Source organism: Nostoc mirabile CHAB5784 (genome assembly GCF_020829645.1).
GTDB classification, from domain to species: Bacteria; Cyanobacteriota; Cyanobacteriia; order Cyanobacteriales; family Nostocaceae; genus Nostoc; species Nostoc mirabile.
Window position 1 is genome coordinate 18738 of the sequence record NZ_JAIVFS010000052.1, and the last position, 23728, is coordinate 42465.

33 protein-coding genes are annotated in these 23728 nt (G+C 44.6%); 2 read left to right on the forward strand and 31 right to left on the reverse strand.

From position 1 onward, the window contains the following. Positions 1-2: 2 nt before the first annotated feature. The 26 genes from rplQ to rplC form a co-directional block, all read right to left on the reverse strand. Positions 3-353 carry a 50S ribosomal protein L17 gene (gene rplQ / locus LC653_RS26675; protein ID WP_069070759.1) on the reverse strand — a complete coding sequence of 117 codons (351 nt, stop codon included), beginning with the start codon at positions 351-353 and terminating at the stop codon, positions 3-5. 32 nt (positions 354-385) lie between these two features. Then, a complete protein-coding gene (locus tag LC653_RS26680; RefSeq protein WP_229483380.1) occupies positions 386-1333 on the reverse strand; it encodes a DNA-directed RNA polymerase subunit alpha in 948 nt (315 codons plus the stop codon). Positions 1334-1660: 327 nt separating this feature from the next. Then, positions 1661-2056: a 30S ribosomal protein S11 gene (gene rpsK, locus LC653_RS26685; RefSeq protein WP_069070761.1), complete on the reverse strand. Its 396-nt coding sequence runs from the start codon at positions 2054-2056 to the stop codon at positions 1661-1663. A gap of 54 nt (positions 2057-2110) precedes the next feature. Beyond that, positions 2111-2491, reverse strand: a complete 381-nt coding sequence (gene rpsM / locus LC653_RS26690; RefSeq protein ID WP_104906411.1) for a 30S ribosomal protein S13 — start codon at positions 2489-2491, stop codon at positions 2111-2113. 115 nt (positions 2492-2606) lie between these two features. Then, positions 2607-2720: a 50S ribosomal protein L36 gene (gene rpmJ / locus LC653_RS26695; protein ID WP_015129703.1), complete on the reverse strand. Its 114-nt coding sequence runs from the start codon at positions 2718-2720 to the stop codon at positions 2607-2609. 117 nt (positions 2721-2837) lie between these two features. Beyond that, positions 2838-3062, reverse strand: coding sequence for a translation initiation factor IF-1 (gene infA, locus LC653_RS26700; protein ID WP_006196724.1), 225 nt, complete (start codon positions 3060-3062; stop codon positions 2838-2840). 195 nt (positions 3063-3257) lie between these two features. Then, positions 3258-3812: an adenylate kinase gene (locus LC653_RS26705; protein WP_229497709.1), complete on the reverse strand. Its 555-nt coding sequence runs from the start codon at positions 3810-3812 to the stop codon at positions 3258-3260. A 2-nt stretch (positions 3813-3814) separates the two neighbouring features. Continuing rightward, positions 3815-5125, reverse strand: coding sequence for a preprotein translocase subunit SecY (secY, locus tag LC653_RS26710; protein WP_229497710.1), 1311 nt, complete (start codon positions 5123-5125; stop codon positions 3815-3817). Positions 5126-5199: 74 nt separating this feature from the next. Then, positions 5200-5643, reverse strand: a complete 444-nt coding sequence (gene rplO / locus LC653_RS26715; protein WP_100901250.1) for a 50S ribosomal protein L15 — start codon at positions 5641-5643, stop codon at positions 5200-5202. A gap of 48 nt (positions 5644-5691) precedes the next feature. Beyond that, a complete protein-coding gene (gene rpsE, locus LC653_RS26720; RefSeq protein WP_109011930.1) occupies positions 5692-6219 on the reverse strand; it encodes a 30S ribosomal protein S5 in 528 nt (175 codons plus the stop codon). Between the two features lie 108 nt (positions 6220-6327). Continuing rightward, a complete protein-coding gene (rplR, locus tag LC653_RS26725) occupies positions 6328-6690 on the reverse strand; it encodes a 50S ribosomal protein L18 (protein WP_100901248.1) in 363 nt (120 codons plus the stop codon). A gap of 2 nt (positions 6691-6692) precedes the next feature. Further along, on the reverse strand, positions 6693-7241 hold the full coding sequence (rplF, locus tag LC653_RS26730) for a 50S ribosomal protein L6 (protein WP_229497711.1): 549 nt from the start codon (positions 7239-7241) through the stop codon (positions 6693-6695). A gap of 135 nt (positions 7242-7376) precedes the next feature. Then, positions 7377-7778: a 30S ribosomal protein S8 gene (gene rpsH / locus LC653_RS26735; RefSeq protein ID WP_012410712.1), complete on the reverse strand. Its 402-nt coding sequence runs from the start codon at positions 7776-7778 to the stop codon at positions 7377-7379. Between the two features lie 20 nt (positions 7779-7798). Continuing rightward, complete coding sequence (gene rplE / locus LC653_RS26740; protein ID WP_100901246.1) at positions 7799-8347, reverse strand: 50S ribosomal protein L5; 549 nt, start codon at positions 8345-8347, stop codon at positions 7799-7801. Between the two features lie 111 nt (positions 8348-8458). Then, the gene (gene rplX, locus LC653_RS26745; protein WP_229471860.1) at positions 8459-8812 is read right to left on the reverse strand and encodes a 50S ribosomal protein L24; all 354 of its coding nucleotides are present in this window, start codon (positions 8810-8812) and stop codon (positions 8459-8461) included. Next, complete coding sequence (gene rplN, locus LC653_RS26750) at positions 8812-9180, reverse strand: 50S ribosomal protein L14 (RefSeq protein WP_012410715.1); 369 nt, start codon at positions 9178-9180, stop codon at positions 8812-8814. Before rplN ends, rplX begins: the two co-directional genes overlap by 1 nt. A 46-nt stretch (positions 9181-9226) precedes the next feature. Next, positions 9227-9475: a 30S ribosomal protein S17 gene (gene rpsQ / locus LC653_RS26755; RefSeq protein WP_229450954.1), complete on the reverse strand. Its 249-nt coding sequence runs from the start codon at positions 9473-9475 to the stop codon at positions 9227-9229. A gap of 6 nt (positions 9476-9481) precedes the next feature. Continuing rightward, positions 9482-9709, reverse strand: coding sequence for a 50S ribosomal protein L29 (gene rpmC / locus LC653_RS26760; RefSeq protein WP_229497712.1), 228 nt, complete (start codon positions 9707-9709; stop codon positions 9482-9484). Between the two features lie 3 nt (positions 9710-9712). Next, complete coding sequence (gene rplP / locus LC653_RS26765; protein ID WP_190727943.1) at positions 9713-10138, reverse strand: 50S ribosomal protein L16; 426 nt, start codon at positions 10136-10138, stop codon at positions 9713-9715. A 162-nt stretch (positions 10139-10300) separates the two neighbouring features. After that, positions 10301-11083, reverse strand: coding sequence for a 30S ribosomal protein S3 (gene rpsC / locus LC653_RS26770; RefSeq protein ID WP_229497713.1), 783 nt, complete (start codon positions 11081-11083; stop codon positions 10301-10303). Positions 11084-11136: 53 nt separating this feature from the next. Continuing rightward, complete coding sequence (gene rplV, locus LC653_RS26775) at positions 11137-11493, reverse strand: 50S ribosomal protein L22 (protein WP_190727944.1); 357 nt, start codon at positions 11491-11493, stop codon at positions 11137-11139. A 192-nt stretch (positions 11494-11685) separates the two neighbouring features. Next, the gene (gene rpsS / locus LC653_RS26780) at positions 11686-11964 is read right to left on the reverse strand and encodes a 30S ribosomal protein S19 (protein ID WP_012410721.1); all 279 of its coding nucleotides are present in this window, start codon (positions 11962-11964) and stop codon (positions 11686-11688) included. Between the two features lie 99 nt (positions 11965-12063). Beyond that, positions 12064-12927, reverse strand: a complete 864-nt coding sequence (gene rplB, locus LC653_RS26785) for a 50S ribosomal protein L2 (RefSeq protein ID WP_229497714.1) — start codon at positions 12925-12927, stop codon at positions 12064-12066. 141 nt (positions 12928-13068) lie between these two features. Next, positions 13069-13383 carry a 50S ribosomal protein L23 gene (locus LC653_RS26790; RefSeq protein ID WP_069070779.1) on the reverse strand — a complete coding sequence of 105 codons (315 nt, stop codon included), beginning with the start codon at positions 13381-13383 and terminating at the stop codon, positions 13069-13071. Further along, positions 13376-14014 (reverse strand): 50S ribosomal protein L4, encoded by a 639-nt coding sequence (gene rplD, locus LC653_RS26795; RefSeq protein WP_229497740.1) that lies wholly within the window; start codon positions 14012-14014, stop codon positions 13376-13378. The genes LC653_RS26790 and rplD overlap by 8 nt, the downstream gene beginning before the upstream one ends. A 152-nt stretch (positions 14015-14166) precedes the next feature. Further along, positions 14167-14799, reverse strand: coding sequence for a 50S ribosomal protein L3 (gene rplC, locus LC653_RS26800; protein WP_229497715.1), 633 nt, complete (start codon positions 14797-14799; stop codon positions 14167-14169). Positions 14800-15769: 970 nt separating this feature from the next. Between rplC and LC653_RS26805 the strand changes: the two genes are divergently transcribed. Next, the gene (locus LC653_RS26805) at positions 15770-16246 is read left to right on the forward strand and encodes an NAD(P)H-quinone oxidoreductase subunit N (RefSeq protein WP_229497716.1); all 477 of its coding nucleotides are present in this window, start codon (positions 15770-15772) and stop codon (positions 16244-16246) included. A 343-nt stretch (positions 16247-16589) separates the two neighbouring features. Here the strand turns inward: LC653_RS26805 and LC653_RS26810 are convergent, their stop codons facing one another. Further along, positions 16590-17417 carry an ABC transporter permease gene (locus LC653_RS26810; protein WP_229497717.1) on the reverse strand — a complete coding sequence of 276 codons (828 nt, stop codon included), beginning with the start codon at positions 17415-17417 and terminating at the stop codon, positions 16590-16592. 559 nt (positions 17418-17976) lie between these two features. Here LC653_RS26810 and LC653_RS26815 point away from each other — a divergent pair. Then, positions 17977-18516, forward strand: a complete 540-nt coding sequence (locus LC653_RS26815; protein WP_229497718.1) for a DUF3172 domain-containing protein — start codon at positions 17977-17979, stop codon at positions 18514-18516. A 276-nt stretch (positions 18517-18792) separates the two neighbouring features. On the opposite strand, the gene LC653_RS26820 is transcribed toward LC653_RS26815, so the two are convergent. The 4 genes from LC653_RS26820 to LC653_RS26835 all read right to left on the reverse strand — a co-directional run bounded on the left by LC653_RS26820 (position 18793) and on the right by LC653_RS26835 (position 23713). Beyond that, positions 18793-19626, reverse strand: a complete 834-nt coding sequence (locus LC653_RS26820) for an AMIN domain-containing protein (protein WP_229497719.1) — start codon at positions 19624-19626, stop codon at positions 18793-18795. 160 nt (positions 19627-19786) lie between these two features. Next, positions 19787-20269 (reverse strand): hypothetical protein, encoded by a 483-nt coding sequence (locus LC653_RS26825; RefSeq protein ID WP_229497720.1) that lies wholly within the window; start codon positions 20267-20269, stop codon positions 19787-19789. A 5-nt stretch (positions 20270-20274) separates the two neighbouring features. After that, the gene (locus tag LC653_RS26830; protein WP_229497721.1) at positions 20275-22485 is read right to left on the reverse strand and encodes a cation:proton antiporter; all 2211 of its coding nucleotides are present in this window, start codon (positions 22483-22485) and stop codon (positions 20275-20277) included. Positions 22486-22819: 334 nt separating this feature from the next. Further along, a complete protein-coding gene (locus tag LC653_RS26835) occupies positions 22820-23713 on the reverse strand; it encodes a cation:proton antiporter domain-containing protein (RefSeq protein ID WP_308189147.1) in 894 nt (297 codons plus the stop codon). Positions 23714-23728: the final 15 nt, after the last annotated feature.

Genomic DNA, 23728 nt, shown 5'->3' on the forward strand with positions numbered 1-23728 from the left:
ACTTAAACCAATTCAATTATTGCCATTTTTGCATTATCACCCCGACGCGGTACGGTACGCAGGATGCGGGTATAACCGCCCTGGCGATCGCCATATCGAGTTGGAGCTTGCTCAAATAGAGCGTGAACCAGTTGTTTGTCGAAGATATAGCCAAGAGCTTCCCGGCGTGCTGCCAAGGAGCCATTTTTAGCTAGGGTAATCATTTTTTCCACTTCACTTCGCAGAACTTTCGCTCTAATTAAAGTGGTGGTGATCTTACCATGACGGATCAGCTCGGTAGCGAGCGATCGCAGTAAAGCACGGCGTTGATCGGCTGGTTTACTGAGTTTTTTGACGCGACAACGGTGACGCATAATTATGCACTATGAGTTATGAACGGTTTTTCTTAAGGGTGTTTAGAGCCTCTTTCCATTGGCAGGGTGATGCCCAAGCGTCGCTGCAAAGCTTCCACGACCTCTTCTGCTGACTTCTGACCAAAGTTCTTAATTTCTAAGAGGTCTTCTTGGGTATAATCCAACAAATCTGCCACAGAGTTAACTTGTGCCCGTTTGAGACAGTTATATGCCCGCACAGAAAGTTGCAACTCTTCGATGGGTATCTGGGCAGTTGGATCGTCTGGAATCTCCGAACCTGTGTCTGTTGGTTCTAGGGAGATGTCTTTCAACGGGTTGAATAAATCTACCAAGATCCCAGCGGCCGAAGATAGTGCTTCTTGGGGGGAAATACTGCCATTTGTCCAAACTTCCAACAGCAGTCGGTCTTTTGGAATCAAGCCTTCCCCACGAGATTCTTCAACACTATAGTTGACTTTTCGCACCGGCATAAATATTGAGTCGATTTGCAGAAAATCCAACGATGTGGCTTCCTCACGTCCTCGCTCTACGGTGCGATAGCCTTTACCTTTCTCAATCCGAAATTCCATTTCCAGCTTTCCACCCTCAGCGATGGTGGCTACATACTGGGTCGGATCGATGACTTCTACTTCACTAGGCAAATCAAAATGCGCCGCAGTGATTGTTGCTGGCCCGCTAACAAGTAATCTACCAATTTGGGGCTGCGAGGAATAGTTTTTTAGGATAACTTCCTTCATTCTCATGAGGATTTCCAGCACATCTTCCCGCACGCCCGGAACTGTAGCAAACTCGTGTGAAACGCCTGCAATCCGCACTGCTGTAACTGCTGTACCTTCTAGGTTGGAGAGTAAAACTCGCCGCAGTGCGTTGCCAACCGTTGTTCCTTGACCACGATCTAGAGGTTCCAGAACAAATTTACTGTAATGGTTCCGACTTTCTTCAGTATTAGACTCTACACATTCAATCTGAAACTGCGCCACGGATGAGCCTCCCTTTTTCTAAGGTGCTGCTAGCAGACAAATCAATTGCCTCCCGAATTGAATTTATGTCCTGTAGATTATTAGGTATATCAAACTATTAGTATAAGATTACGGTATAGTTTGATACTCCTATTTAGCTTTCAGGCGCTAATAATATTTTGGGTTCCCGAAGTTTAACAGCTTTCCCTCTGCGAAATCTGACGAACTTTTGGTCGCCCAAGCTTTCACACAATGACAATTTCCACGTTAGACGCTCAACTGCTTATTCTAAGTAATTTTAGTTACTTTGATTGTAGCTTTTCGTCCTAAATGCCCAAGTCTTGGTGTTTAAACTCGACGGCGCTTGGGTGGACGGCAACCATTGTGGGGAATGGGGGTAATATCCCGAATGAGTGTAATTTCCAGTCCTGCTCCTTGAAGTGCCCGGATAGCGGTTTCTCTACCTGCTCCTGGCCCACTAACCATTACCTCAATTTGGCGCATTCCTTGATCGATGGCTCTACGGGCTGCACTTTCAGCAGCAGTTTGCGCTGCAAAGGGAGTTCCCTTTTTTGCTCCCTTAAAACCGCTAGAACCAGCACTAGCCCAGGAGATGACATCTCCATTTTGATCGGTAATGGTGACAATGCTATTGTTGAAAGTAGACTGGATGTAGGCCATCCCACTGGGTACATTCCGTTTCTGCTTCTTGCTCCCGGTTTTTTTAGTTGGTTGTCTCGCCATACTTGTTTAGTTGATTTAAGGTAAAACTTGCTCGGATTAGCAAGCGTTGCAAAATTATTTCCCTGGAGCCTTCTTCTTCCCAGCCACTGTCTGCCTTCTGCCTCGACGGGTTCTGGCATTGGTGCGAGTTCTTTGGCCTCTGACTGGTAAGCCCATGCGATGACGACGACCTCTGTAGGTACCAATGTCAACTAAGCGCTTGATGTTCAAAGACTCCAAGCGCCGCAAGTCGCCTTCAACTTGATAGTTGGTTTCTATTTCCCCCCGTAGGGCTGTTACATCGGCATCACTTAAGTCCTTAACGCGAGTGTCTGGGTTCACACCAGTAGCCGCTATAATTTCTTGAGAACGTGATAAACCAATTCCATAGATGTAAGTTAGACCGATCTCGACGCGCTTATCGCGTGGAAGGTCTACTCCGGCAATACGTGCCACAATGAACTCTCCCTATTGTTCTCACAATTACTGTTGGTTGGAAAAACGTGATTAATCGCGTCTTTTCGTTTTAATGATGATATGCGTGTTACAACTCACTCTGTTGGTAAGAGTGTTATCCTTGACGTTGCTTGTGCTTGGGGTTCACGCAGATCACCATGACGCGACCACGACGTTTGATCACGTTGCACTTTTCACAAATTTTCTTGACTGAGGCTCTAACTTTCATGCCTTTTATTTTTTGACTCCAAATATAAAATTATAGCATTTCTAGGGAAATTAATCCAGTTAAATGACTCGCAAACAGCCAAAAAAATGGTTTTATGGTAAAATTCTCTACATATACTTACTTCTTTCTTAGTCGATAGGTAATTCTGCCTTTGCTCAAGTCGTAAGGAGTTAGCTCTACCTTGACGCGATCGCCGGGCAAAATCTTGATATAATTTCGGCGAATCTTGCCGGAAATGTGAGCTAGCACGTTAAAGCCATTGTCCAAGTCAACGCGAAACATCGCATTGGGCAGGGACTCTGTAACCGTGCCTTCCATTTCAATCAAATCTTGCTTAGACAATTTGTTTTTTCCTCAACTCAACAATTTCGTGTTCAGTTGCAGCACTTTATCTGCAAGAGAACACACTTTAAGAAATATATCAACAGTTTATTAATATATCTTAGCTAAAATTGATCTTTTTCTTGATATAGGGAGTGGGGAGAGACGCGATTAATGGCGTCTGTACTGCTGAATTCCCTATTCCCTACTCCCCTTTCAGGAAGCAATTACCTTTTGCAGTTCACTAGTGACATCTTCTTGGGACTGATTGCCATTGACTGTTAGGAGTTTTTTGCGATCGCCGTAATAATCAATTAAAGGTGCAGTTTCAGCGCGGTACACTTCTAAACGACGACGAATCACCTCTTCGGTATCATCTTTTCGTCCTCTAGCTAGCAAACGTGCGATTACAACTTCATCTGGTGCATCTAGATTGACTACCCTTTCGCCACTCTGATGTATTTCTTGCAGTAACTTCTCCAGAAAACCTGCTTGGGTCACTTTGCGGGGAAAACCATCAAGAATCCAACCATTTTTGGCATCTGGTTGACTGAGGCGCTCCTGTACCAAGTCTTGCACTAGCTGATCGGGTACTAACTCGCCGCTATCAACATAAGCTTGAGCCTTGATTCCCAAATGAGTTTGCTCTTTCATGGCTTGTCTTAAGATTTCACCAGTAGAAATATGGGGAATATTCAAGTGTTCAGCCAAAGTTTGAGCTTGTGTTCCTTTACCCGCTCCAGGTGGCCCCAAGAAGATTAATCGCGTCACTATTATTTCACCATTCCTTCATAGCGCTGAGAGATGACATAGGTTTGGACTTGTTTGGCTGTCTCAATTGCCACACCCACTAAAATTAATAAAGAGGTAGCACCTATTCCTTGGAAAGTTTTCACATTCAAAGCGCTTTCCACGGCGGTAGGGATAATCGCAACCAAGCCCAAAAAGATCGCACCCAAAAAAGTGAGTCGGTTGGACACGCGTTCGATATACTCGCTAGTAGCCTTGCCGGGACGAATTCCAGGAATACTAGAACCCATTTTCTTCAAGTTTTGCGCCACATCTACTGGGTTGAGAATCAACGAAGAATAGAAGTAGCTGAAGAAAACGATGGAAATCATGTAGACCAAGGCATAGACCCAGGAGCTAGAACCGCCTGGACTCAGATAAGTGTTAACTATATTCGCCAAATCGGCATTTTTAGTAAAGTTGGCTATCAGCAGTGGCAAACTGAGGATGGCAGCAGCAAAAATAATTGGCATCACGCCGCCTTGATTTAACCGCAGGGGCAGATAGCTACGCTGTTCTGCCAACACTCGCCGACCTACTTGGCGACGAGCCGAAATAATTGGGATGCGGCGCATTCCTTCTTGCACAATTACAATACCAACAATTGTCGCCAGGAAAACTAAGATCAGCACGATCACGCGACCCACTGTTTCCCGACCACCGACTTGCACCAAGTCGATGGTATCGCCTAAAGCTTTTGGTAATGACGCGACAATATTGACAAAAATCAACAATGATGCTCCGTTACCAATGCCACGTTCTGTAATAAGTTCTGATGCCCACATTACGAACATCGAACCAGCAGTCAGAGCGATCGCAGTTTCAGCTACAAAGATAGGCCCTGGCTTTAAGGCAAATTGCTGGAGGAATAATGCCGAAAAAGCTGTACTTTGTAGAATTGCCCAAACTACAGTTACATAGCGGGTAATTTGCGATATTTTTCGCCGACCTGCTTCGCCTTCATTTTTCTGTAAATTTTCTAAAGATGGAATTGCTGCGGTGAGCAATTGGATGATAATAGACGCATTAATGAAAGGCAAAATCCCTAAAGCAAAGACTCCTAAAGTCGAAAGTCCTCGCCCGGAAAATATATCCAATAAGCCAAATATGGAATTATTGCCCGATATGGCTTCGGCAAATCTAGGTCTATCAATTCCTGGTACGGGTAAGAAGATACCCAGGCGAACCAAAATTAAAATACCGACGGTGACAAGCAGCCTACCTCTGAGGCCAGCTGCTTGCGCCATCTGCATAAAAGTTTCTTGAGCCGTTGGGGCTTTATCTCGACTGATCATAGAGTGCTACCTTTATAGTGAAACAGGCGCTGACAGCGAGTTGGCTTCCATTTAAGTGCGCTGTTCCGGCTCACTCATAAGACTTCACAACTACCACCAGCTGCCTCAATTTTGCTACGAGCTGAACCTGTGAAAGCTGCCGCTTGTACCTTGAGCGGAATGCTCAATTCCCCGTTACCTAAAATTTTCAATGGCCCCTTGACAGCAGTCAGGATACCTGCGGCTTTCAAGGAGGTCAGAGTTACTTCCGTATTAGCAGGAAGGGAGCCTAGCTTCTCTACATTAATCGTAGTGTAAATCTTCTGATTAACAATCGGAAAGCCCTTCAGCTTAGGTAAGCGGCGGTACAATGGCTGTTGACCACCTTCAAAACCTGGACGAGTGCCACTACCAGAACGAGATTTTTGACCTCGCATACCTAAACCAGCACTGGCACCTTGACCGGCAGAAATACCTCTGGCTACACGCTTCTTGCGTTTCTTTGAGCCTTTTTGCGGCTTAACATCGTTGAGTCTCATGATGTAATTAGTTCTTGTTTACACAAAAGCTCTGTAAGTGGGACTCTACTAAATGTAGAGACTTTCAATAGGAATACCGCGATCTTCCGCGACTTCAGAAAGAGTTCGCAGTGTAGATAAGGCATTGACTGCGGCTCTAGCATTATTGAGCGGATTGTTAGAGCCAAGTTGCTTGGCTAAGACGTTACGAACTCCTGCTAATTCCAGCACAGTCCGCACAGCACCACCTGCAATTACCCCAGTACCAGGTGAGGCTGGGCGCATCATCACTTTCGCACCGCCACCGACACCATTAATGGGATGGGGGATGGAGTTGGATTTGGTAATGGGTATATCAATGAGGTGTTTTTTGCCGTCGGCTACGCCTTTTTTGACGGCGCCAATTACATCTGAGGCTTTGCCTACTCCGACACCAACTTGACCGCGTTCGTTACCGACAACAACGATCGCTCGGAAGCTGAGTTTTTTACCACCTTTGACCACTTTACTTACGCGTCGGATTTGGATAACCCGTTCTTGCCAAGTGGTTTCTTCTTTTTTGGCACGCTTTGTTCTACTTTTACGCTCTGTTGCCATAATTTAGTGCTCTGATGAACGTCATTTGTCTTTTGTCATTTGTCCTTTGTCATTTGTCCGTTGTCATTTGTCCAATGACTAATGACCAATGACTAATGACCAATGACTTTAGAAATCTAAACCAGCTTCGCGTGCTGCATCAGCTAATGCTTTGACACGACCATGATATAAGTTTCCACCGCGATCAAAGACTACTTTGGTGATGCCTTTTTCTAGCGATCGCACTGCAATCAATTTCCCAACTTGCACCGATGCGTCGCGGTTTGCACATGACGCTAAACTAGATTTCAGTTCTGGTTCTACAGTCGATGCTGCCACGATGGTTTGATGCTGAGTATCATCAATTATCTGGGCATAAATATGCTCATTAGAACGAAATACCGCTAAACGCGGACGTTCTGTAGAGCCAATAACTTTACCACGAACGCGCCGATGACGACGGTTTTTTGATTCTCTACGAGTAAGTTTCATTTCTACTTCTTACCACCCTTACCAGTCTTACCAGCTTTCCGTCTGACCACTTCACCGGCATAGCGAATGCCTTTACCTTTGTAAGGTTCTGGTGGACGAACGGCGCGAATTTTGGCGGCTGTGTTGCCTACGATTTCTTTGTCATAGCCGCTAACAATGACGTTAGTGGTACCTTCTACTGCAAACTGAATTCCCTCTGGTGGTTCAATTTGCACTTGATGGCTGTAACCCATATTTAAAAGTAGGTTACGCCCTTGAAGCTGTGCCCTGTAGCCAACACCTTGAATTTCTAAACGGCGTTGAAAACCTTGGGAAACTCCCTCGACCATGTTGGCAACTAAAGTGCGGCTCAAGCCATGCAGTTGCTTTGAGGTACGAGTTTCATCCCGACGATTTACCTGTAATATGTCTCCATCTTGAGAGAGTGAAACATTAGGTGTGAGAGTGCGAGAAAGTTCTCCTTTCGGGCCTTTCACCACAATATTCGTACCATCGATCGCCACTTGAACTTTGGCGGGAATAGTAATTGGACGTTTACCGATACGAGACATGACTTTTTGTCCTTTGTTATTTGTCCTTTGTCCTTTGTCCTTTGTCCTTTGTCCTTTGTCCTTTGTCCTTTGTCTTTCACTAATGACCAATGACTAATGACCAATGACTAATGACAAATGACTAATGACCAATGACTACCAAACGTAACAAAGCACTTCGCCACCCAAGTTCTGACGCCGCGCTTCGCGGTCAGTCATAATGCCACTGGATGTAGAAATAATGGCAATGCCAATACCGCCTAGTACTCTTGGTAATTCTTTTCTATTGGAGTAAACACGCAAGCCTGGCTTACTCACTCGCTTTAAGGCGGTGATTAGAGGCTGACGATTCTTACCTTTGTACTTCAGGGAAATCACTAGGTTGTGTTTTACCCCTTCTTCTGCTTCTTCGATTTCAGCAATAAAGCCTTCCTCCCGTAGCACTTTGGCAATGCTCCGGGTCATTTTTGTAGCTGGCACTTGTGTAGTTTGATGCCGCGCCAGGTTGGCATTGCGGATGCGCGTCAGCATATCTGCAATTGTGTCGTTAGCCGCCATCGTTCCCTCTATAGATGAACTTATTGATCGCGAAAGGGCATTCCTAATTCTTTAAGTAAGGCGCGTCCCTCTTCGTCGTTTTTTGCTGTGGTGATGATGGAAATATCCATCCCACGTACTTGATCGATGCTGTCGTATTCGACTTCTGGAAAAATTAGCTGTTCTCTAACACCCAGAGTGTAGTTACCGCGTCCGTCAAAGCTTTTAGGGCTAACGCCGCGAAAATCTCGAATTCTCGGTAGTGACAGGCTAACTAGTCTATCGAAAAAGGCATACATCCGTTCGGCTCTGAGAGTAACCATGATCCCCACAGGCATCCCTTGACGAATCTTAAAGCCAGCGATCGCTTTTTTCGCCCGTGTCACCACTGGTTTTTGACCTGTCACCAAGGCAATTTCATTAATGGATGCTTCCAGCGACTTCGCATTTTGAGCTGCTTCACCCAAACCCCGGTTAATAGTAACCTTTACCAACTTCGGTACTTGATGAACATTGGTATATTGAAACTGATTGATCAGTTTGGGGACGATTGTCTCTTGATATAAGGTTTTGAGTCTTGTTGTCGCCATAGTTTTTTGTCCTGATATCCCTGGGCTTGGTCAGGGAACTTTTATTGTCCTTTGTTATTCGTCCTTTGTCCTTTGTCTTTTTACTAATGACTAATGACTAATGACTAATGACTATTTATCCAGAATCTCGCCAGTTTTTTTGAGTTTTCTGACTTTTTTGCCTTCTGATGTAAAGGTATAACAAACACGACTGGCAACGTTTTGCTTGGTGGAATAAAGCATCACGTTGGAGCTATGAATTGGGAACTCTTGGGTCATAATTCGCCCTGATTCCCCTTCTTGCTGGGGTTTGACGTGCTTGGTTTTAATGTTGACACCTTTGACGATGACTTTACTCAGTTGGGGAAGTGCCTGGATAATTTCACCAACTTTTCCTTTGTCTTTGCCAGCAATCACTTGTACGGTGTCGCCAGTTTTAACGTGCATTTTGTGGAATACTTTGGGCGTACCCTGTTTGGCTGCCATTAAAGCACCTCCGGAGCCAGAGAAACAATTTTGGTAAAGTTTTTATCGCGCAGTTCCCGTGCAACTGGGCCAAAAACCCGTGTGCCTCTGGGATTACCGTCTTTGTTGATGATCACAGCAGCGTTATCATCAAAGCGAATGCTCATACCGCTGTCACGACTTACAGCTTTACGAGTGCGGACAATTACTGCTTCGACAACATCAGACTTTTTGACAGCCATGTTGGGTGTAGCATCTTTGACAACGGCGATAATTTTATCGCCGATAAAACCATAACGACGGTTGCCTCCGCCTAAAACGCGGATGCACATTAGTTTGCGGGCACCGCTATTATCTGCGACATTCAAGTAAGTCTGGGGTTGAATCACAATTATTCTCCCTTGTAATGTTGTTAAAAACTAACAACGATGAGGTTTAAGTAGGCTTGACGTTCAAAATTTCTGTGATTTTCCAGCGCTTGGTTTTGCTCAGGGGTCTAGTTTCCTGAATGCGAACGCGATCGCCTACTTTACACTTATTTTCTTCGTCGTGAACTTTATATCGTTGGGTGTTAACCACAATTTTGCCGTACTTGGGGTGAGGAGCGCGGTTTTCTATGGCTACTACCACAGTTTTTTGCATTTTATCGCTCACTACCAAGCCAACTCGTTCTTTAACTGCCATAATCTCCTACTTTTTTTCTTTAGCCGATTGACTTGCTGCCCGTTTGCGTTCTGTTTCTAGCGTCAGCAATTGGGCTAGGCGGTGGCGCAATTGTCGGAACTGGTGGGGCTTTTCTAGTTGTCTGGTGGCTTTTTGCAAGCGCAACTGAAATAGTTGTCTTTTGATCGCGACAATTTCTTCAGAGAGTTTCTCGTCACTTAATTCTCTTGCTTGTGAAATCTTGGGAAGAGGCATAAGCTACTCCTGCTCCTGTGGTTGAGAGCGCACAATAAACTTAGTTTTTATAGGCAGTTTAAATGAAGCCAAACGCATAGCTTCACGGGCGATTTCTTCAGAAACCCCACCGATTTCAAACAAAATTCGTCCTGGCTTGACTACAGCTACCCAAAACTCTGGATTACCTTTACCGGAACCCATCCGGGTTTCAGCAGCACGCATGGTTACAGGTTTATCAGGGAAAATCCGAATCCAGATTTGTCCACCCCGACGAATATAACGGGTCATTGCCCGACGAGAAGCCTCGATTTGCCGAGAGGTAATCCAAGCAGGTTCTTGCGCTTGGAGTGCAAAATCACCGAAGTTGAGGGTGCTACCACGGCTGGCTAGTCCCTCCATCCGTCCGCGCTGTTGTTTGCGGAATTTAGTTCTTCTAGGGCTTAACATGGTTTGTTACTTGTCATTTGTCATTTGTCCTCTCTTACAAAGTTCTCATGCCTGCGGCAAGCCGCTGGCGCGTCTACGGAGGAAACCTCCGCTCAGACTTTGCGCTTTGTCATTTGTCATCTGCCATTTACTAATGACTAATGACTAATGACTAATGACGATTTATCCTTCATTTGAGCGGTCTTCAAATTGCTGGCGACGCCGTTGTTGTTGACGACGACGGGGTTCACGTTCGCGATCGCGGGGTTCACGTTCGCGATCGCGGCTTGCAGGTGGTGGCGGAGTTTCTTCCTGTCCAGGAATAATTTCTCCCTTAAACACCCATACTTTGATGCCCAGAATGCCGTAAACAGTCTTTGCCGTGCAATAAGAGTAGTCAATGTCAGCCCGTAAGGTATGTAAAGGTACTCTACCTTCACGAGTCCACTCTGTCCGGGCAATTTCTGCACCGTTGAGCCGACCGCTAACTTGGATTTTAATACCTTGGACACCAGCGCGTTGGGCCCGCTGAATCGATTGCCGCACTACCCGCCGAAAGGAAACCCGGCGTTCTAATTGTTGAGCAATATATTCGGCAATTAGGTAGGCATCAGCATCAACTCGTTGGACTTCAACAACGTTAATGCGAATTTGGCGATTACTACCCAACAACCCTTGGAGTCCGGTACGCAAAGATTCGATACCTTGCCCACCACGGCCTACTACTACGCCTGGTCTAGCTGTACGTACTTCTAAGTCGATTTGGTCGGCTTTGCGCTCAATCCGCACCTCGGAAATTCCGGCGTTGTTTTGAGCCTGCCTACCCAGCTTTTGTTCTATATATTGACGCAGTTTGTAGTCTTCTTGTAAAAGTTCTGGATAGCGATCAGGAACAGCAAACCAACGGGATTGATGTTCATGTGTAATACCCAGACGAAAACCAACTGGATGAATCTTCTGTCCCACGAATGCTTCCTCTAAAATTTCTTACTTTACGCAATTTATTCGTGTAAAAAAGCTTATTTTTCTGGGGCTGCTGCAACGGCCACAGTAATATGACACGTCGGCTTGCGAATTTGGTAAGCTCGACCTTGCGCTCTTGGTTGGAACCGCTTCAGCGATGGCCCTTGATCGGCATAAGCCTGGGTAATCACTAGTTGAGTTCGATCTAACCCAGCGTTGTGTTCGGCATTAGCAGCAGCGCTTCTGAGAACCTTCAAGATGGGTTCAGTGGCGCGATAGGGCATGAATTCTAGGATGATTAATGCTTCACGGTACGATCGCCCGCGAATTTGATCGAGTACCCGACGCACTTTGTAGGCCGAGATGCGGATAAAACGAGCGATCGCTTTTACTTCAGTAGTATTAGTAGCCATAATTTTCTCCAATTTTGTCCTTCGTCCTTTATCTTTTGTCCTTTGTCCTTTGTCGAAAGCTAATAACTAATGACCCTTCGGGTGACGCTCCTGCGTCGCTACCGCAACGCTTACGCCAGTTGCTCATGGGGGAAACCCCCAAGACCGCACTGGCTCACCAATGACTAATGACAAATGACCAATGACTAATGACTACCTACCTGCTTTTTTGTCGCTTTTTCCATGACCTCTGTAGGTGCGTGTCGGGGCAAATTCACCCAACTTGTGACCTACCATCTGTTCATTTACAAAAACTGGAACGTGTTGGCGTCCGTTGTGAACAGCTATGGTATGTCCTACCATTAGAGGCAAAATTGTCGAAGCTCTTGACCAAGTTTTAATAACTTCTTTTCTGTTATTGTCGTTGAGCTTTTCAATTTTCTTTAGGAGATGATCCGCAACGAAAGGACCCTTTTTTAGAGAACGACCCATAGTTCAATTTTGGATTTAGGATTTAGGAATTAGGAGTGAGGAATTAGGAATTAGGAGTTAGATTTTACTCTCAACTTATAACTCTTAACTCCTAACTCTTTAAGATTCACGACCACCGCGACCGCGTTTAGAAGATTTACGGCGACGACGCACAATCAATTTGCTGCTCAGTTTCTTGCGATTGCGTGTCTTCGCGCCCAATGTGGGTTTACCCCAAGGTGTAACAGGCCCCGATCTACCGATAGGTGCCCTACCCTCACCACCACCATGTGGGTGATCCACTGGGTTCATGACGCTACCTCTAACTTTAGGACGGCGACCTTTCCAGCGATTTCGCCCTGCTTTACCTGCACTCAGGTTTCTCGCATCGGTGTTGCCTACTTGCCCAATGGTGGCGTAGCATTCGCGCCGAATCAAGCGGACTTCTCCTGAAGGCAACTTGAGAGTTACATAATTACCTTCTTTTGCCACAACTTGAGCGCTAGCACCAGCAGCACGCACGATTTGACCACCTTTGCCAGGAGTCATTTCTACGTTGTGAACACCAGTACCCAAGGGAATTTTTGAAAGAGGTAAAGCATTACCATCTTCAAAAGGAGCTTCAGGCCCAGAAATAATTATTGTTCCAACTTTCAACCCGTTGGGATGGAGGATATACCGTTTTTCGCCATCTTGGTAATATAAAAGGGCAATTCGGGCATTGCGGTTAGGATCGTATTCAATTGCTGCGACTTTGGCAGGAATATTATGTTTATCCCTTTTAAAATCTATGAGTCGGTAAAGTTGTTTGTGTCCGCCACCCCGGCGACGACTGGTAATCCGCCCGGTATTATTCCGACCTTTGGCGCGATGCTTCGAGGTAGTTAGGGATTTTTCTGGCTTGGTTTTTGTGATCTCCGCAAAGTCAGAAACTGTGACTTGGCGAGTGCTGGGGGTATAAGGGCGATAAGAACGAGTACCCATAATCTATTTTGGATTTTGGATTTTGGATTTACTTAATTTCGGATTTTGAATTTTGGATTTAATGAGTGTTTAACTGATTGCGACCATCTTTGGTACTTATTTCAGTAAACTCCTCAATCTAAAATCTAAAATCTAAAATTCCTAGACTTCTGGGAATAGAACTTGTCTAATCTTGTCTTCATCCCCAGGTGCGACGGTAACAATGGCTCGCTTATATTGGGGCTTATAACCAATAAATTTACCAACGCGCCGCTTTTTACGCGGTGGTAGGGTGGTGTTGACTTTTACAACCTTGACCTGAAACAAGTCTTCGATCGCAGCCTTGATTTCTGGCTTAGATGCTTTTGGAATTACTTCAAAGGTGTACTTATTCTGCTCCATCAAGATAGTCGCTTTCTCGGTGACGATTGGGCGACGCACTAAGTCGGCAAGGTCGCGGGGGTCAAAGCTAGGCACTGTAGACCTCCTGAATTTTTTCTAGGGCTGATGCCGTAACTACAATTTTGTCAGCGTGCAGTAAATCAAAAACATTTAACTGGTCGGCTGCAATTAGTTTTAAATTTTCAATGTTGCGGGCTGACAAATAAACGTTATCTGTATCCGCAATTTTAGACAAAATTAACAGTGACTTGCTTTCTGGTACGACTCCCCAACGAGCAAGGGCTGCTACTAATTCTTTAGTCTTTGGGCGAGATAGCTCGGTGCTAAATTCTTCTACTACGATCAAATCCTCAATGCGGCTGACAAATGCTGTCCGCAGTGCTAAACGTCGCTCTTTGCGGTTCAACTTGAGGTTGAAGTCTCTGGGCTTTGGCCCAAAGATCACACCACCACCACGCCACAGTGGTGAACGAATAGACCCTGCACGAGCGCGACCAGTACCTTTTTGTCGCCAAGGTTTACGGCCACCGCCTCTGACTTCTGAACGAGTTTTTGTACTGGCATTTCCTTGACGAGCATTAGTCAATTGCCGTACTAAGGCGCGGTGCACAATATGAGACGCTGTTTCTTCTTTGGCAACGCGCAACTCGAAGGTCGTCTCGCCGACCTGTTCTCCTTGCCAATTTTTAACTACGCTTTCAACCATCTTTGTCAGTTGTCCTTTGTCATTTGTCATTTGTCCTTTGTCAGTTGTCATTTGTCATTTGTCATTTGTCCTTTGTCAGTTGTCCTTTGTTATTCACTAATGACCAATGACTTTTGACTTTTGACTAATGACTTTTGACTAATGACTTTTGACTATCCCACTATTTTTGCAGGCACAACACTTACTAGAGCACCTGGTTTACCAGGAATCGCTCCCTTAATTAGCAATAAGTTGCGTTCTGGATCAACTCGCACTATGGTCAGTTTGCGGATTGTGATGCGTTTCCCACCTAAACGGCCTGCCATCCGCTTACCTGGATAGACACGACCTGGTGTTGTACCAGCACCAATAGAACCGGGCGCTCTGTGGTTTTTGGAACCGTGTGACATGGGCCCCCGACCAAAGTTGTTGCGCTTCTGGTTTCCGGCAAAGCCGCGACCGATACTTGTGCCGACTACATCGACAATTTGACCTGCACTAAAAATATCTGCTTTAATCTGTTGACCTAAAGCATAATCACTAGAGCTATCGGTGTGATATTCATTTAGGTGACGCAATGCTGGGGCAGATGATTTAGCTAAATGACCCAGTAGTGGTCTGTTCAGTGCCTTTGGTTTGACTTCGCCATAACCAACTTGAATGGCAAAGTAACCGTCGGTTTGTTTGGTTTTAACTTGTGTAACGGTGCATGGCCCTGCTTGAATGACAGTTACAGGAATAGCTACTCCTGCTTCGTCAAATATTTGGGTCATGCCCAGCTTGGTGCCGAGAATACCTACAGACACAGTAACTGGTTCTCCTTTCTACTTGCTGACCTTGGAATTGGACTCTAGAGGACACGCTTTGTACGCATCAGTTTAGGCTGGGTTAGCCTGCGAAACTTGGAATGGCTTAAATAAACTGCTCCAAATGCTTTCGGACACAACAAAGCGTGTCCGTACTGCTTGGTGAATCTGTTTAGCTTCACTCACTAGATCACCAGAACAGCCACAAGTCCCTTCCCATTGGGAAGGAGTAACTTCTGGAATCAATGCAAGGCGCTACAGCTTTAAGCTGTGTGCAGCAATGCTTTCGTCCAAGCAATTGCTCTGGCACTTTCTGGAGGCAGCGCTGTCGGCGGGGTTTTCCAATTTTCGCCTATAAGACGGCTTCCCGGAGGTTGGCTACTGCCGTGTTGCAGTTGGACTTAAGCGGTTTTTACCACCCAGTATCCGTTAACTGAGACTGACGTAATGCCATGAAACCAACATTGCTGCTCAGTTTTTACATCCTTAAACACCTTAAACTATTGTTTAAGATTTTGCCTGCTTTTTCAGAGGCACAGGAGTAAATGTACTGTGGAGCTTTGGATTGGCTTTGGTTCTTCGCCCATAAGCTCCAATGTTGACCTGAAAGCTTCCTTAGTTTACCAGTCTATGATCAATCTGAGTTAGATTATCCAATTTGGATTGAGTCATCAGCTTTTGATGCTAACACTATCTCAAAATGACAGTAAGAAGGGAGTCTAATTTGCGTCTTTGGTCACAATCTAATAATATAAATTATTTATTTATGTTTGTCTAGTAATTTATAGAGTTATTTTTGGGGAGTAGGGAGTAGGGAGTAGGGAGTAGGGAGTAGGGGAGGCAGGGGAAGAAGAACTATGGATTATTGCCCAATGCCCAATGCCCCATGCCCCATGCCCAAAAAAATCCTTTTAATCTATCGGTTCAGGGTAAATAATAGAGATATCTAAGTGGGATAAGACGAAAATCTATGGCACTAATTACCACTGGCAACGGTTTAATGCGCGATCTGGAAAAATTTGGCGCTCTTGGCGTGTATGTACCTCTGGAAGGGGGTTATGAAGGTCGATATCAGCGCCGACTACGCGCAGCTGGCTATACCACCCTCCACATTACCGCCAAGGGGTTGGGCGACATAGCTGCGTATCTCACAAGAATTCATGGAGTCAGACCTCCTCATCTTGGTAAAAAAAGCACTGGTAGTGGTGCGGCAGTAGGTGATGTGTACTACTTACCACCAATTATCAATTATCATCTAGAACAGCTACCACCAAAGTCAAAGGGGCTGGTTTTGTGGATTATTGAAGGGCATATTCTTTCCAATGAGGAACTTGAGTATTTAACGAATTTGCCTCAGCTAGAACCACGAGTAAGAGTAGTCATTGAGAGGGGTGGCGATCGCGCCTTCCGTTGGACTTCTCTAGAAAAAACTCTTTTAGCTAGTTAGTCCTTTTTCATTAGTCATTAGTCATTTGCTCATGACTAATGACTCACTTCAATCAGCATTTCAATAATGCTGGGTCGAAAACCACAAGACGCAAATAACCGCCGTGAAGCCTCGTTAGCAATTGCTGTATCAAGACGAATTTGTTTGCCGCCCATCTGATGAAAGCGTTCAACACTTATTAGTATAAGAAAGCACAGTATGTGGTAAATTTTACGCAGTATCGGGAAAAAGTTTTGCAGAAAATTCAACGATTAAAGTACAGGTTGTAATCAAGGCTTTAACTAATTACGAATTACGTAGCTTGCTTCTCGCCGGAGGCGAGTATTACGAATTACAAATTACTTTAATCCTGTTGGTGAGCGAATTTATAAGCACCCCACAGAGAAAGAGCGATCGCAATCACTAGCAAAATCGGTATGCTGTACCAAGGAAACTGAGACAAAGGTAAATGGGCAGCTGCACGCAGTCCGATGCTGGCGTAGGTGAGTGGTAACAGGTAAACTACGACTTTGAGGGCAGCTGGTAATGTACCAGGGTCAAAGAAGGTTGCCCCTAAGAATGACATGGGGATAATTATAAAATTGTTGTAGAGTCCAACTGATTCGAGCGATCGCACACTCAAACCAACAATCACCCCTAACCCAGCAAATACTGAACAATTCAGCACTACTAACAATAGAAATAGTGGGTTGAGAAAATTCCAGTTTCCAGTCAACAGCACCGCTACCAAAATCACCGAACCCGATGTCATCAACCCCCGCACTACTCCCGCCAGCATTTTTCCGATGTGCAACGCTAAGGGGTGTATGGGAGTTAACAACAATTCCTCGAAGGTTTTGGTAAATAGTCTGTCTCCACAAATCGAAAATGTCGTTCCACCAAAGCTAATCGTCATCGACGATAGCGCCACCATCCCTGGTAATATGAATTCTAAATAGTTGTTATAGTTACCACTAATCCCTGAGCCAGGTTTGATGGAACTACCCAAACCCAAGCCAAAAGCTAAAATATATATCAATGGGGATATTAAGCCTGATGCAGCAACTTGTACGATTCTGACACGTAAATCTAACCAATCTCCCCAAAAAATAGTCAGACTATCAGCTAGAAGGATTTGAAGTTGCGAAGTTTTGAACTTCTTGCTTGAGAATAACGCTCTTTGAGATGTCACTTGTTTCTAATTAGTTATTAAAACTTACTTAAATTTTAATTTACATTGTTTGACATATCAATTACTAGGGGTAACAAAAATATCTAATACGAATACAAAAAATTCGTCGGGGAAAGTTATAAGCACAGGTTTCTTCCGCTCAGACTTTTCGCAAAATTACAAACAAAAAGCTAGATAATCCAAGCATTCTGACTGCATCATTTGTGCAAATTGAATCAAGAATATCTGATAGCTATCAAAAATATGCTATAATTGGTTAATAAAATATAGAAGTTAAAGACAGTTGCTCTGTGATTTTGATGTGAAGCAGCACAAAGGTAATAACAATTCCTTAACCGGCAAAAAAATAAAAATACTCACCAATTCTTCAAGATGGAAACAATAACCGACAAGGTTGAAATTCTGTCCAGATATCTAGATAAGTTCCTATTTTTCTCATTTAAAAAGAATATCGTACAGAAAGTCACAGGCAATTACAGTCAAGACTAGGCATACTGAAAAGAGGGAGAAAACTTTAGACCACTCCCTGCGAAATCGGCGTGAAGGTGATTAAGCAACAATGAGACGTAAACCTACTGGTAAATCGGCTACTACTTCTAAACCCTCTATTTTCCAATCCCCTTTGTTTAACTTCACTACCATCGCAATTATGGGAGGAGTGTTGATTTTGGGAATTGGGATTGGCATTGCTTTTAGTTCTACAGCCACGTTGTCCCCATCAAATGTAGCTTCCCGTGACTTCATTGACACCAAAGCACCAAACCCTGAAATTTGTGTGCAGTATGGAGCCAGCGCGATGGTAATGGACGCTAGACTGTTCGTCACTCTCAGCCCCTTCAATGTCTATGTTTCCCAGCCCAGTATGCGTCCTGGATGCGTGATCCGACAAAATAACTGGGCGCTTTTAGAGCAACGTAAGCTGGTGACATCTGATCAGGTAAGAGATTGCAAAAATCGCCTCAACACCTTTGGCTTTACAGGTAACTTGGACAGTGACAAACCTGATATTAGGTGTATATATCAGAATGAAGCTGCTCAAAACTTCTTCAACGCTCAACCAGGAGCAGTTGGAACACCTCAGGAAACGGACAGATTTTAGATTTGGGAATGGGGCATTGGGCATGGGGCATTGTGGGGAGCCAGCGCTGTGGTGTTAGCGAAGCGGTAGCGAGTCATCGAGCGTCGGCAACGCGGTCTTCTCCCAAGGGGAGACGCCAAGGGCGATGGGGGTTTCCCCCATGAGCGATTGCCGTTAGCGCAGCGTTAGCGAGTCCTCGAGCGTCAAGGGTTTCCCGACTTGAGGCGACTGGCGTCATGGGGCATTGGTTATTAATTCTTCTCCCTCACTCCCTCACTCCCTCACCTCCCCTGCTCCCTATCGGTTTTTAGGAAGGGGTTGACCAAACTCGATCACCTGGGGATTGGGAAGATTGGGGATTGTTGGAACTGGAAATTCCGACATACCGAAAGGAGGAATGCTATTCAAGTTACCGGGTTGATTTGGGAAAGAAGGAGGGGGAAGAATCAAAGCAGGTTGTTGAGAGGATGTATTAGGAGTTAGGGGAGGTACGGTTACAAAAGGCTGCCCTGAATTATTAGTAATTGTTGAGGGCAGGTTATTTGATATAGGCGGAACCGTGAGTAAGGGTGCTTGTAGATTAGTAGTGGTTACGGGTAGGTTAGTAGGCGGCTTTTGGGATGTTTGAGGTTGTTTCTTGGGTGACGGTGGGGAGTTCCCTGGTTTGACGGCAGTAGTTTTACTAGAAATAACCGGACGTAATACCCAGCGAGTAGAGTTTTTTCGGGAAACGGGTTGCAGTTGTATCTGTTTGGGATTTAAAACAGCCCCTGGTGCTAAATCTAGGACAATGCGTGTGCCATTTGCGTTCAGTTGAGAAACACGAATGCTTTTGATTGCTCCAGAATAATTTTGTTGTGTAATAATTTTGCCTAACTTAGTATTCGGTAAATCTACAACAAGCCGAGATGGTTGGGCTAGGTAAAAATAACGGGGGGTTGTGCCTGCTGAGAGGGTGATTTCTAGTTGCTGTGTCTTGGGGGAAAAACGCCAATTTTCTAGCTTTGCCACTGGTGTAGCAGCAGTAGTGCAAGTTTCGAGCGCGATCGCTGCACAAAAGCCTAATAGACTGATGCTAAATAGCTGCTTGCGCCATTGGCAAAATTGCCTAGTCTTTAGTCCCTGATCCATTCTTTTTATCTGCTCCATAAAACCCATACAATGCGCTCACATTGCTGTTTACTTCGCGCTTTCAATCCTGTAGATGCAATTAATCCCAAAGACGCGATTAATCCCGTAGATGCAATTAATCCCAAAGACGCGATTAATCGCGTCTCTACTCACTCTCAATTCAATTAGCTTTTTGGGGCACAGCAGTAAATTTCAGAGTTTGTGGAATGCCCTTTACGGTTAATTGACCTGTCATATTACCTTTATCCACAAGTTGCATTTGAATTGTGACTGAGTTCAGAGGATCATTTTGGGGGCGAGGAATATTACAAAGGATTGATTTACCAACTTTTCCAGATAAATTTAACTGTTGATTTCGGAAGATGCCTGCCAGAGAGTGGTTTTCGTCAGTATTGGGGTTAGCGTTTGCCGATAAGACAGAGGCATTTAAGTAAATACCCGACTGCTCAATGTTTAACGTCAGAGTATCCGATTTTTCACAGTTAGGCAAATTCTCTGACAGGGTTAGACGATACCGACCGTTAATTGGAGGAGGAGCCTTGAGATTGTTTTCCCCGTAAACGGTTACAGTTTTAAACAACACTAGCACTGAAGTTATTGCTACTCCGTAAAAAGTTAAAGATTTGAGGTTGAAATGATTCATGAATTTCAACTCCTCAATGTTGGCTCTTGACTACTAACTTCAGGAAGCATAGAGGCAAGGTGAGCAGTGACTTGGCTGTAGCGGCGGGTAATCAGCAGGGAAGAACGACATTGGATGGCTAGTTGATCTGTATATCTTCCCAAGGTTTGGCGCTCGATACCCCAAGCGCGGCTGGTGCCAGCAATAGTTAGGTCTACACCTTCTGAGGCTTTAATTACGGCTTGGATTGGTTCTGGGGCTTCAATAATTTTGATTTCAATGCGATCGCGTACACTGGTGGGCAATTGTTCCATCATCGTGTGCAGTTCGTAACTCAATTCTTCCTTGGCTTGATTTGCTACTATCTGTAATATCTGCAACATACAAGTCTCACGATTGATTAGCAGTCTCAGAGCTAGTATTAGTGCTAAATCATCATGGATATTGGCTGAATAAGGTACCAATAAACTTTCTAATTGCTCTTTGCCTTTATCTACAAACACTGCTACATCCACTGGGGCAGTGGTAAGCATTTGTCCGACTCGTCCACCTAAACGATTACTACTAAAAGCTGGCCGATGCCAGCCCACGAGAATTAAATCAGCTTGTTCTAATGTGGCAATCTGTGCTGTTTCGCGGGCAACGTTGCTGGATATGCGAACGATAGGATGCACACAAGAACGAGTTTCTGGCGGTTCGAGAGTATTAATTAATTCTTGTAGCTGCTGGCGACGCTGGGTGATTAATCTGTCTGCTTCAACTGGGGTACTTTCAAAAGCATAGTCTTCTTCAAATTCAATCAGGCTAAGAGGGTTAACAATGGCAGGATATCGGTAATTGAGAGCGATACCTACGGCGGGCTGCGCCAACGCTACTGCGAACTGTACTAAACCTTTTTGGGTACTTGGATTAGCCACTGGCACTAAAATTCGGAAAGGATGAGGGGAAGTTTCACTTCCAGCAGAGGTATCTATACCTTTTTCTCCTTCCGACTCCGGTTCCATGACATCTAACCTGATCAGCTTTTTCGGATATGTCCATTCCAGCAGTGGCGAGGTCATGAATGTAGTTACCAATGCCATAATTACCAGCATGGTAAATACTAAGGGGGAAATTACCCCTAACTCTAGACCAATGTTTAGCACTATCAGTTCGGTCAAACCGCGAGTATTCATTAACCAACCGAGTGCCGAGGCTTCCCGTTTACTAATGCCACTGACACGGGCCGCTACATAAGTGCCAACATATTTGCCTGCGATCGCCACTCCTAAAACCAACGCACACAAAAGCCACAATTCTGGACGGTTGAGTAAGCCAATCTGTGTCCGTAAGCCACTGTAGGCGAAAAATATTGGCAGCAAGAATATTAGGACAAAATCTTCGGTTTTTACTGCCAATTCCCGCACCAAATCTTCATTTTTGGGCATTGCTGCTCCCAGTAAAAATGCTCCAAAAATTAAGTGAATACCAATTAGTTCGGTGATTAATGCCGACGCAACTACTGCCATATAAATCCCAGCTAGCAGCAATTGGCTGAGGCGTCCCGCACGAACGTAGTGTTTAGCAAGGCGTTGGAGGAACCAACGTCCCGCCGTTAACATCAAGCCGATATAAACTATGCTGGCGATAATTGTGGGTATGGCACCTGCAAAGTCACCAGTTCTAGCTACAGCGATCGCTACTGCTAATAGACACCAAGCTGTCACATCATCGACTGCTGCACAAGTTAACGCCAACGTTCCTAAACGGGTTCCTTGTAAATTGTTTTCAGTAATGATTCGTGCCAACACTGGAAAGGCAGTAATCGACATCGCCGCCCCCAAAAACAAGGCAAAAGCGGTGAAAGATACACTTCCATTGGAAACTACGGGATAAAGGATTACCGCTAGCAATGTTCCTAAGGAAAACGGCACCAAAATGCTGACATGAGAAGTTAAAACAGCTACTTCTAATTGTCCACTGAGATATTTTGGATTAAGTTCTAGCCCAATCAGAAACATGAAAAATATTAGTCCCACCTGAGACAGAACATTTAGAAAAGGAAAAGTTTCTGGTGGGAACAAAGAAACTGCTAGATCGGGAGCAACTAAACCAAATAAAGATGGGCCAAGCATAATTCCGGCGACAATCTCACCAATTACCAGTGGTTGCTTAATGGAACGGAATCCTAGTCCTACTAGCCGTGAAAGCCCAATAATAATCAGCACTTCAACCAGAACGAGAATAACTATATGCATGGTTTCCTCAAAATTAAGTATCTGGTTTTCCTAAGATAATTCTTTAAAAGACGGGAAAATGTCAAGCTTGTTAGATACAGCCAAGGTTAATTTGTGCTTCGTCGTCATGTCAATTATTATTACAATGGAGTTGTAGCAGTGAAACATTAATTTTGATGATTTTAGGAGCTACATCTCTAAGAGCTTCCGTAACGATAGCAAGAAAATTAGTTAATAGGCAGCCAATTTGTAGTAGTGCTTAAACGCCACTACAAACAACTTAGCCGTTATAGCCAGAGTCAAAGCAGAGAATTTTTCCCAATTACTAGGTAATTAATCTTATATTTAAATTTGCTTAAGCGGAATATTTTTCGTAGCTTGTACCTTGCAACAAAAAGGCAATCAGTGATGATGCCATGAGTGTAGTAATGACTGCCATAATAACCATGATAGTGAATAAAGTTGGGGTAATTATACCTTGCTCCAGACCAATGTTGAGGATGATTAACTCCATCAAACCACGAGCATTCATCAGAGCGCCGATAGTTGCAGATTCGCGCCAATTTTCCCCCGCCAATTTTGCAGCCAACATACAAGCAACACCTTTGCCAAGAATTGCGATCGCAATAATTAAAAACGTAATTCCCCATAAAGTAGGTGTATTTATTAATCCGATTTTAGTATTCAGTCCAGAGAAGACAAAAAATATCGGTAACAAAAAAGAAGTAGTTAAAAACTCTGTATGTTGGCGAATTTGTTGGGCGAATTCTCCCCGCGGTGTCACTGCTCCTAGCACAAAAGCACCAAATATTGCATAGATACCTGTGACATCAGTAAACCATGCACAAAACATCAAAATTATCAACATTAAAGTTAGGGTTTGTTTGTTCACACCTGCATCGCGTTTTGTCATGCGTGTGAAGGCTCTTAGTAGAGGTTGAGCCAGAAAAATGGCAAATAGCACGTAGCAAATGCCACCACCAATTGCTAAGATGGCAATGCTCAGAGAATTTTTCACGCTAGCAAGCACGATCGCTAGCAAACACCAAGCAACTCCATTATCTACCGATGCTGCACCTAAAGCCAAAGTACCGAAGCGGGTTTGTGCAAGACCGCATTCGTAAAGAATGCGAGCTAACATTGGAAAAGCCGTAATTGTCATCGACGCACCTAAATACAAAGCGGCTGACCAAGGCGTTACTTTTGGTTGAAAGAAATCACCATTGTGATAAAACCAAAAAGATGCGATCGCAGATGGTTATTT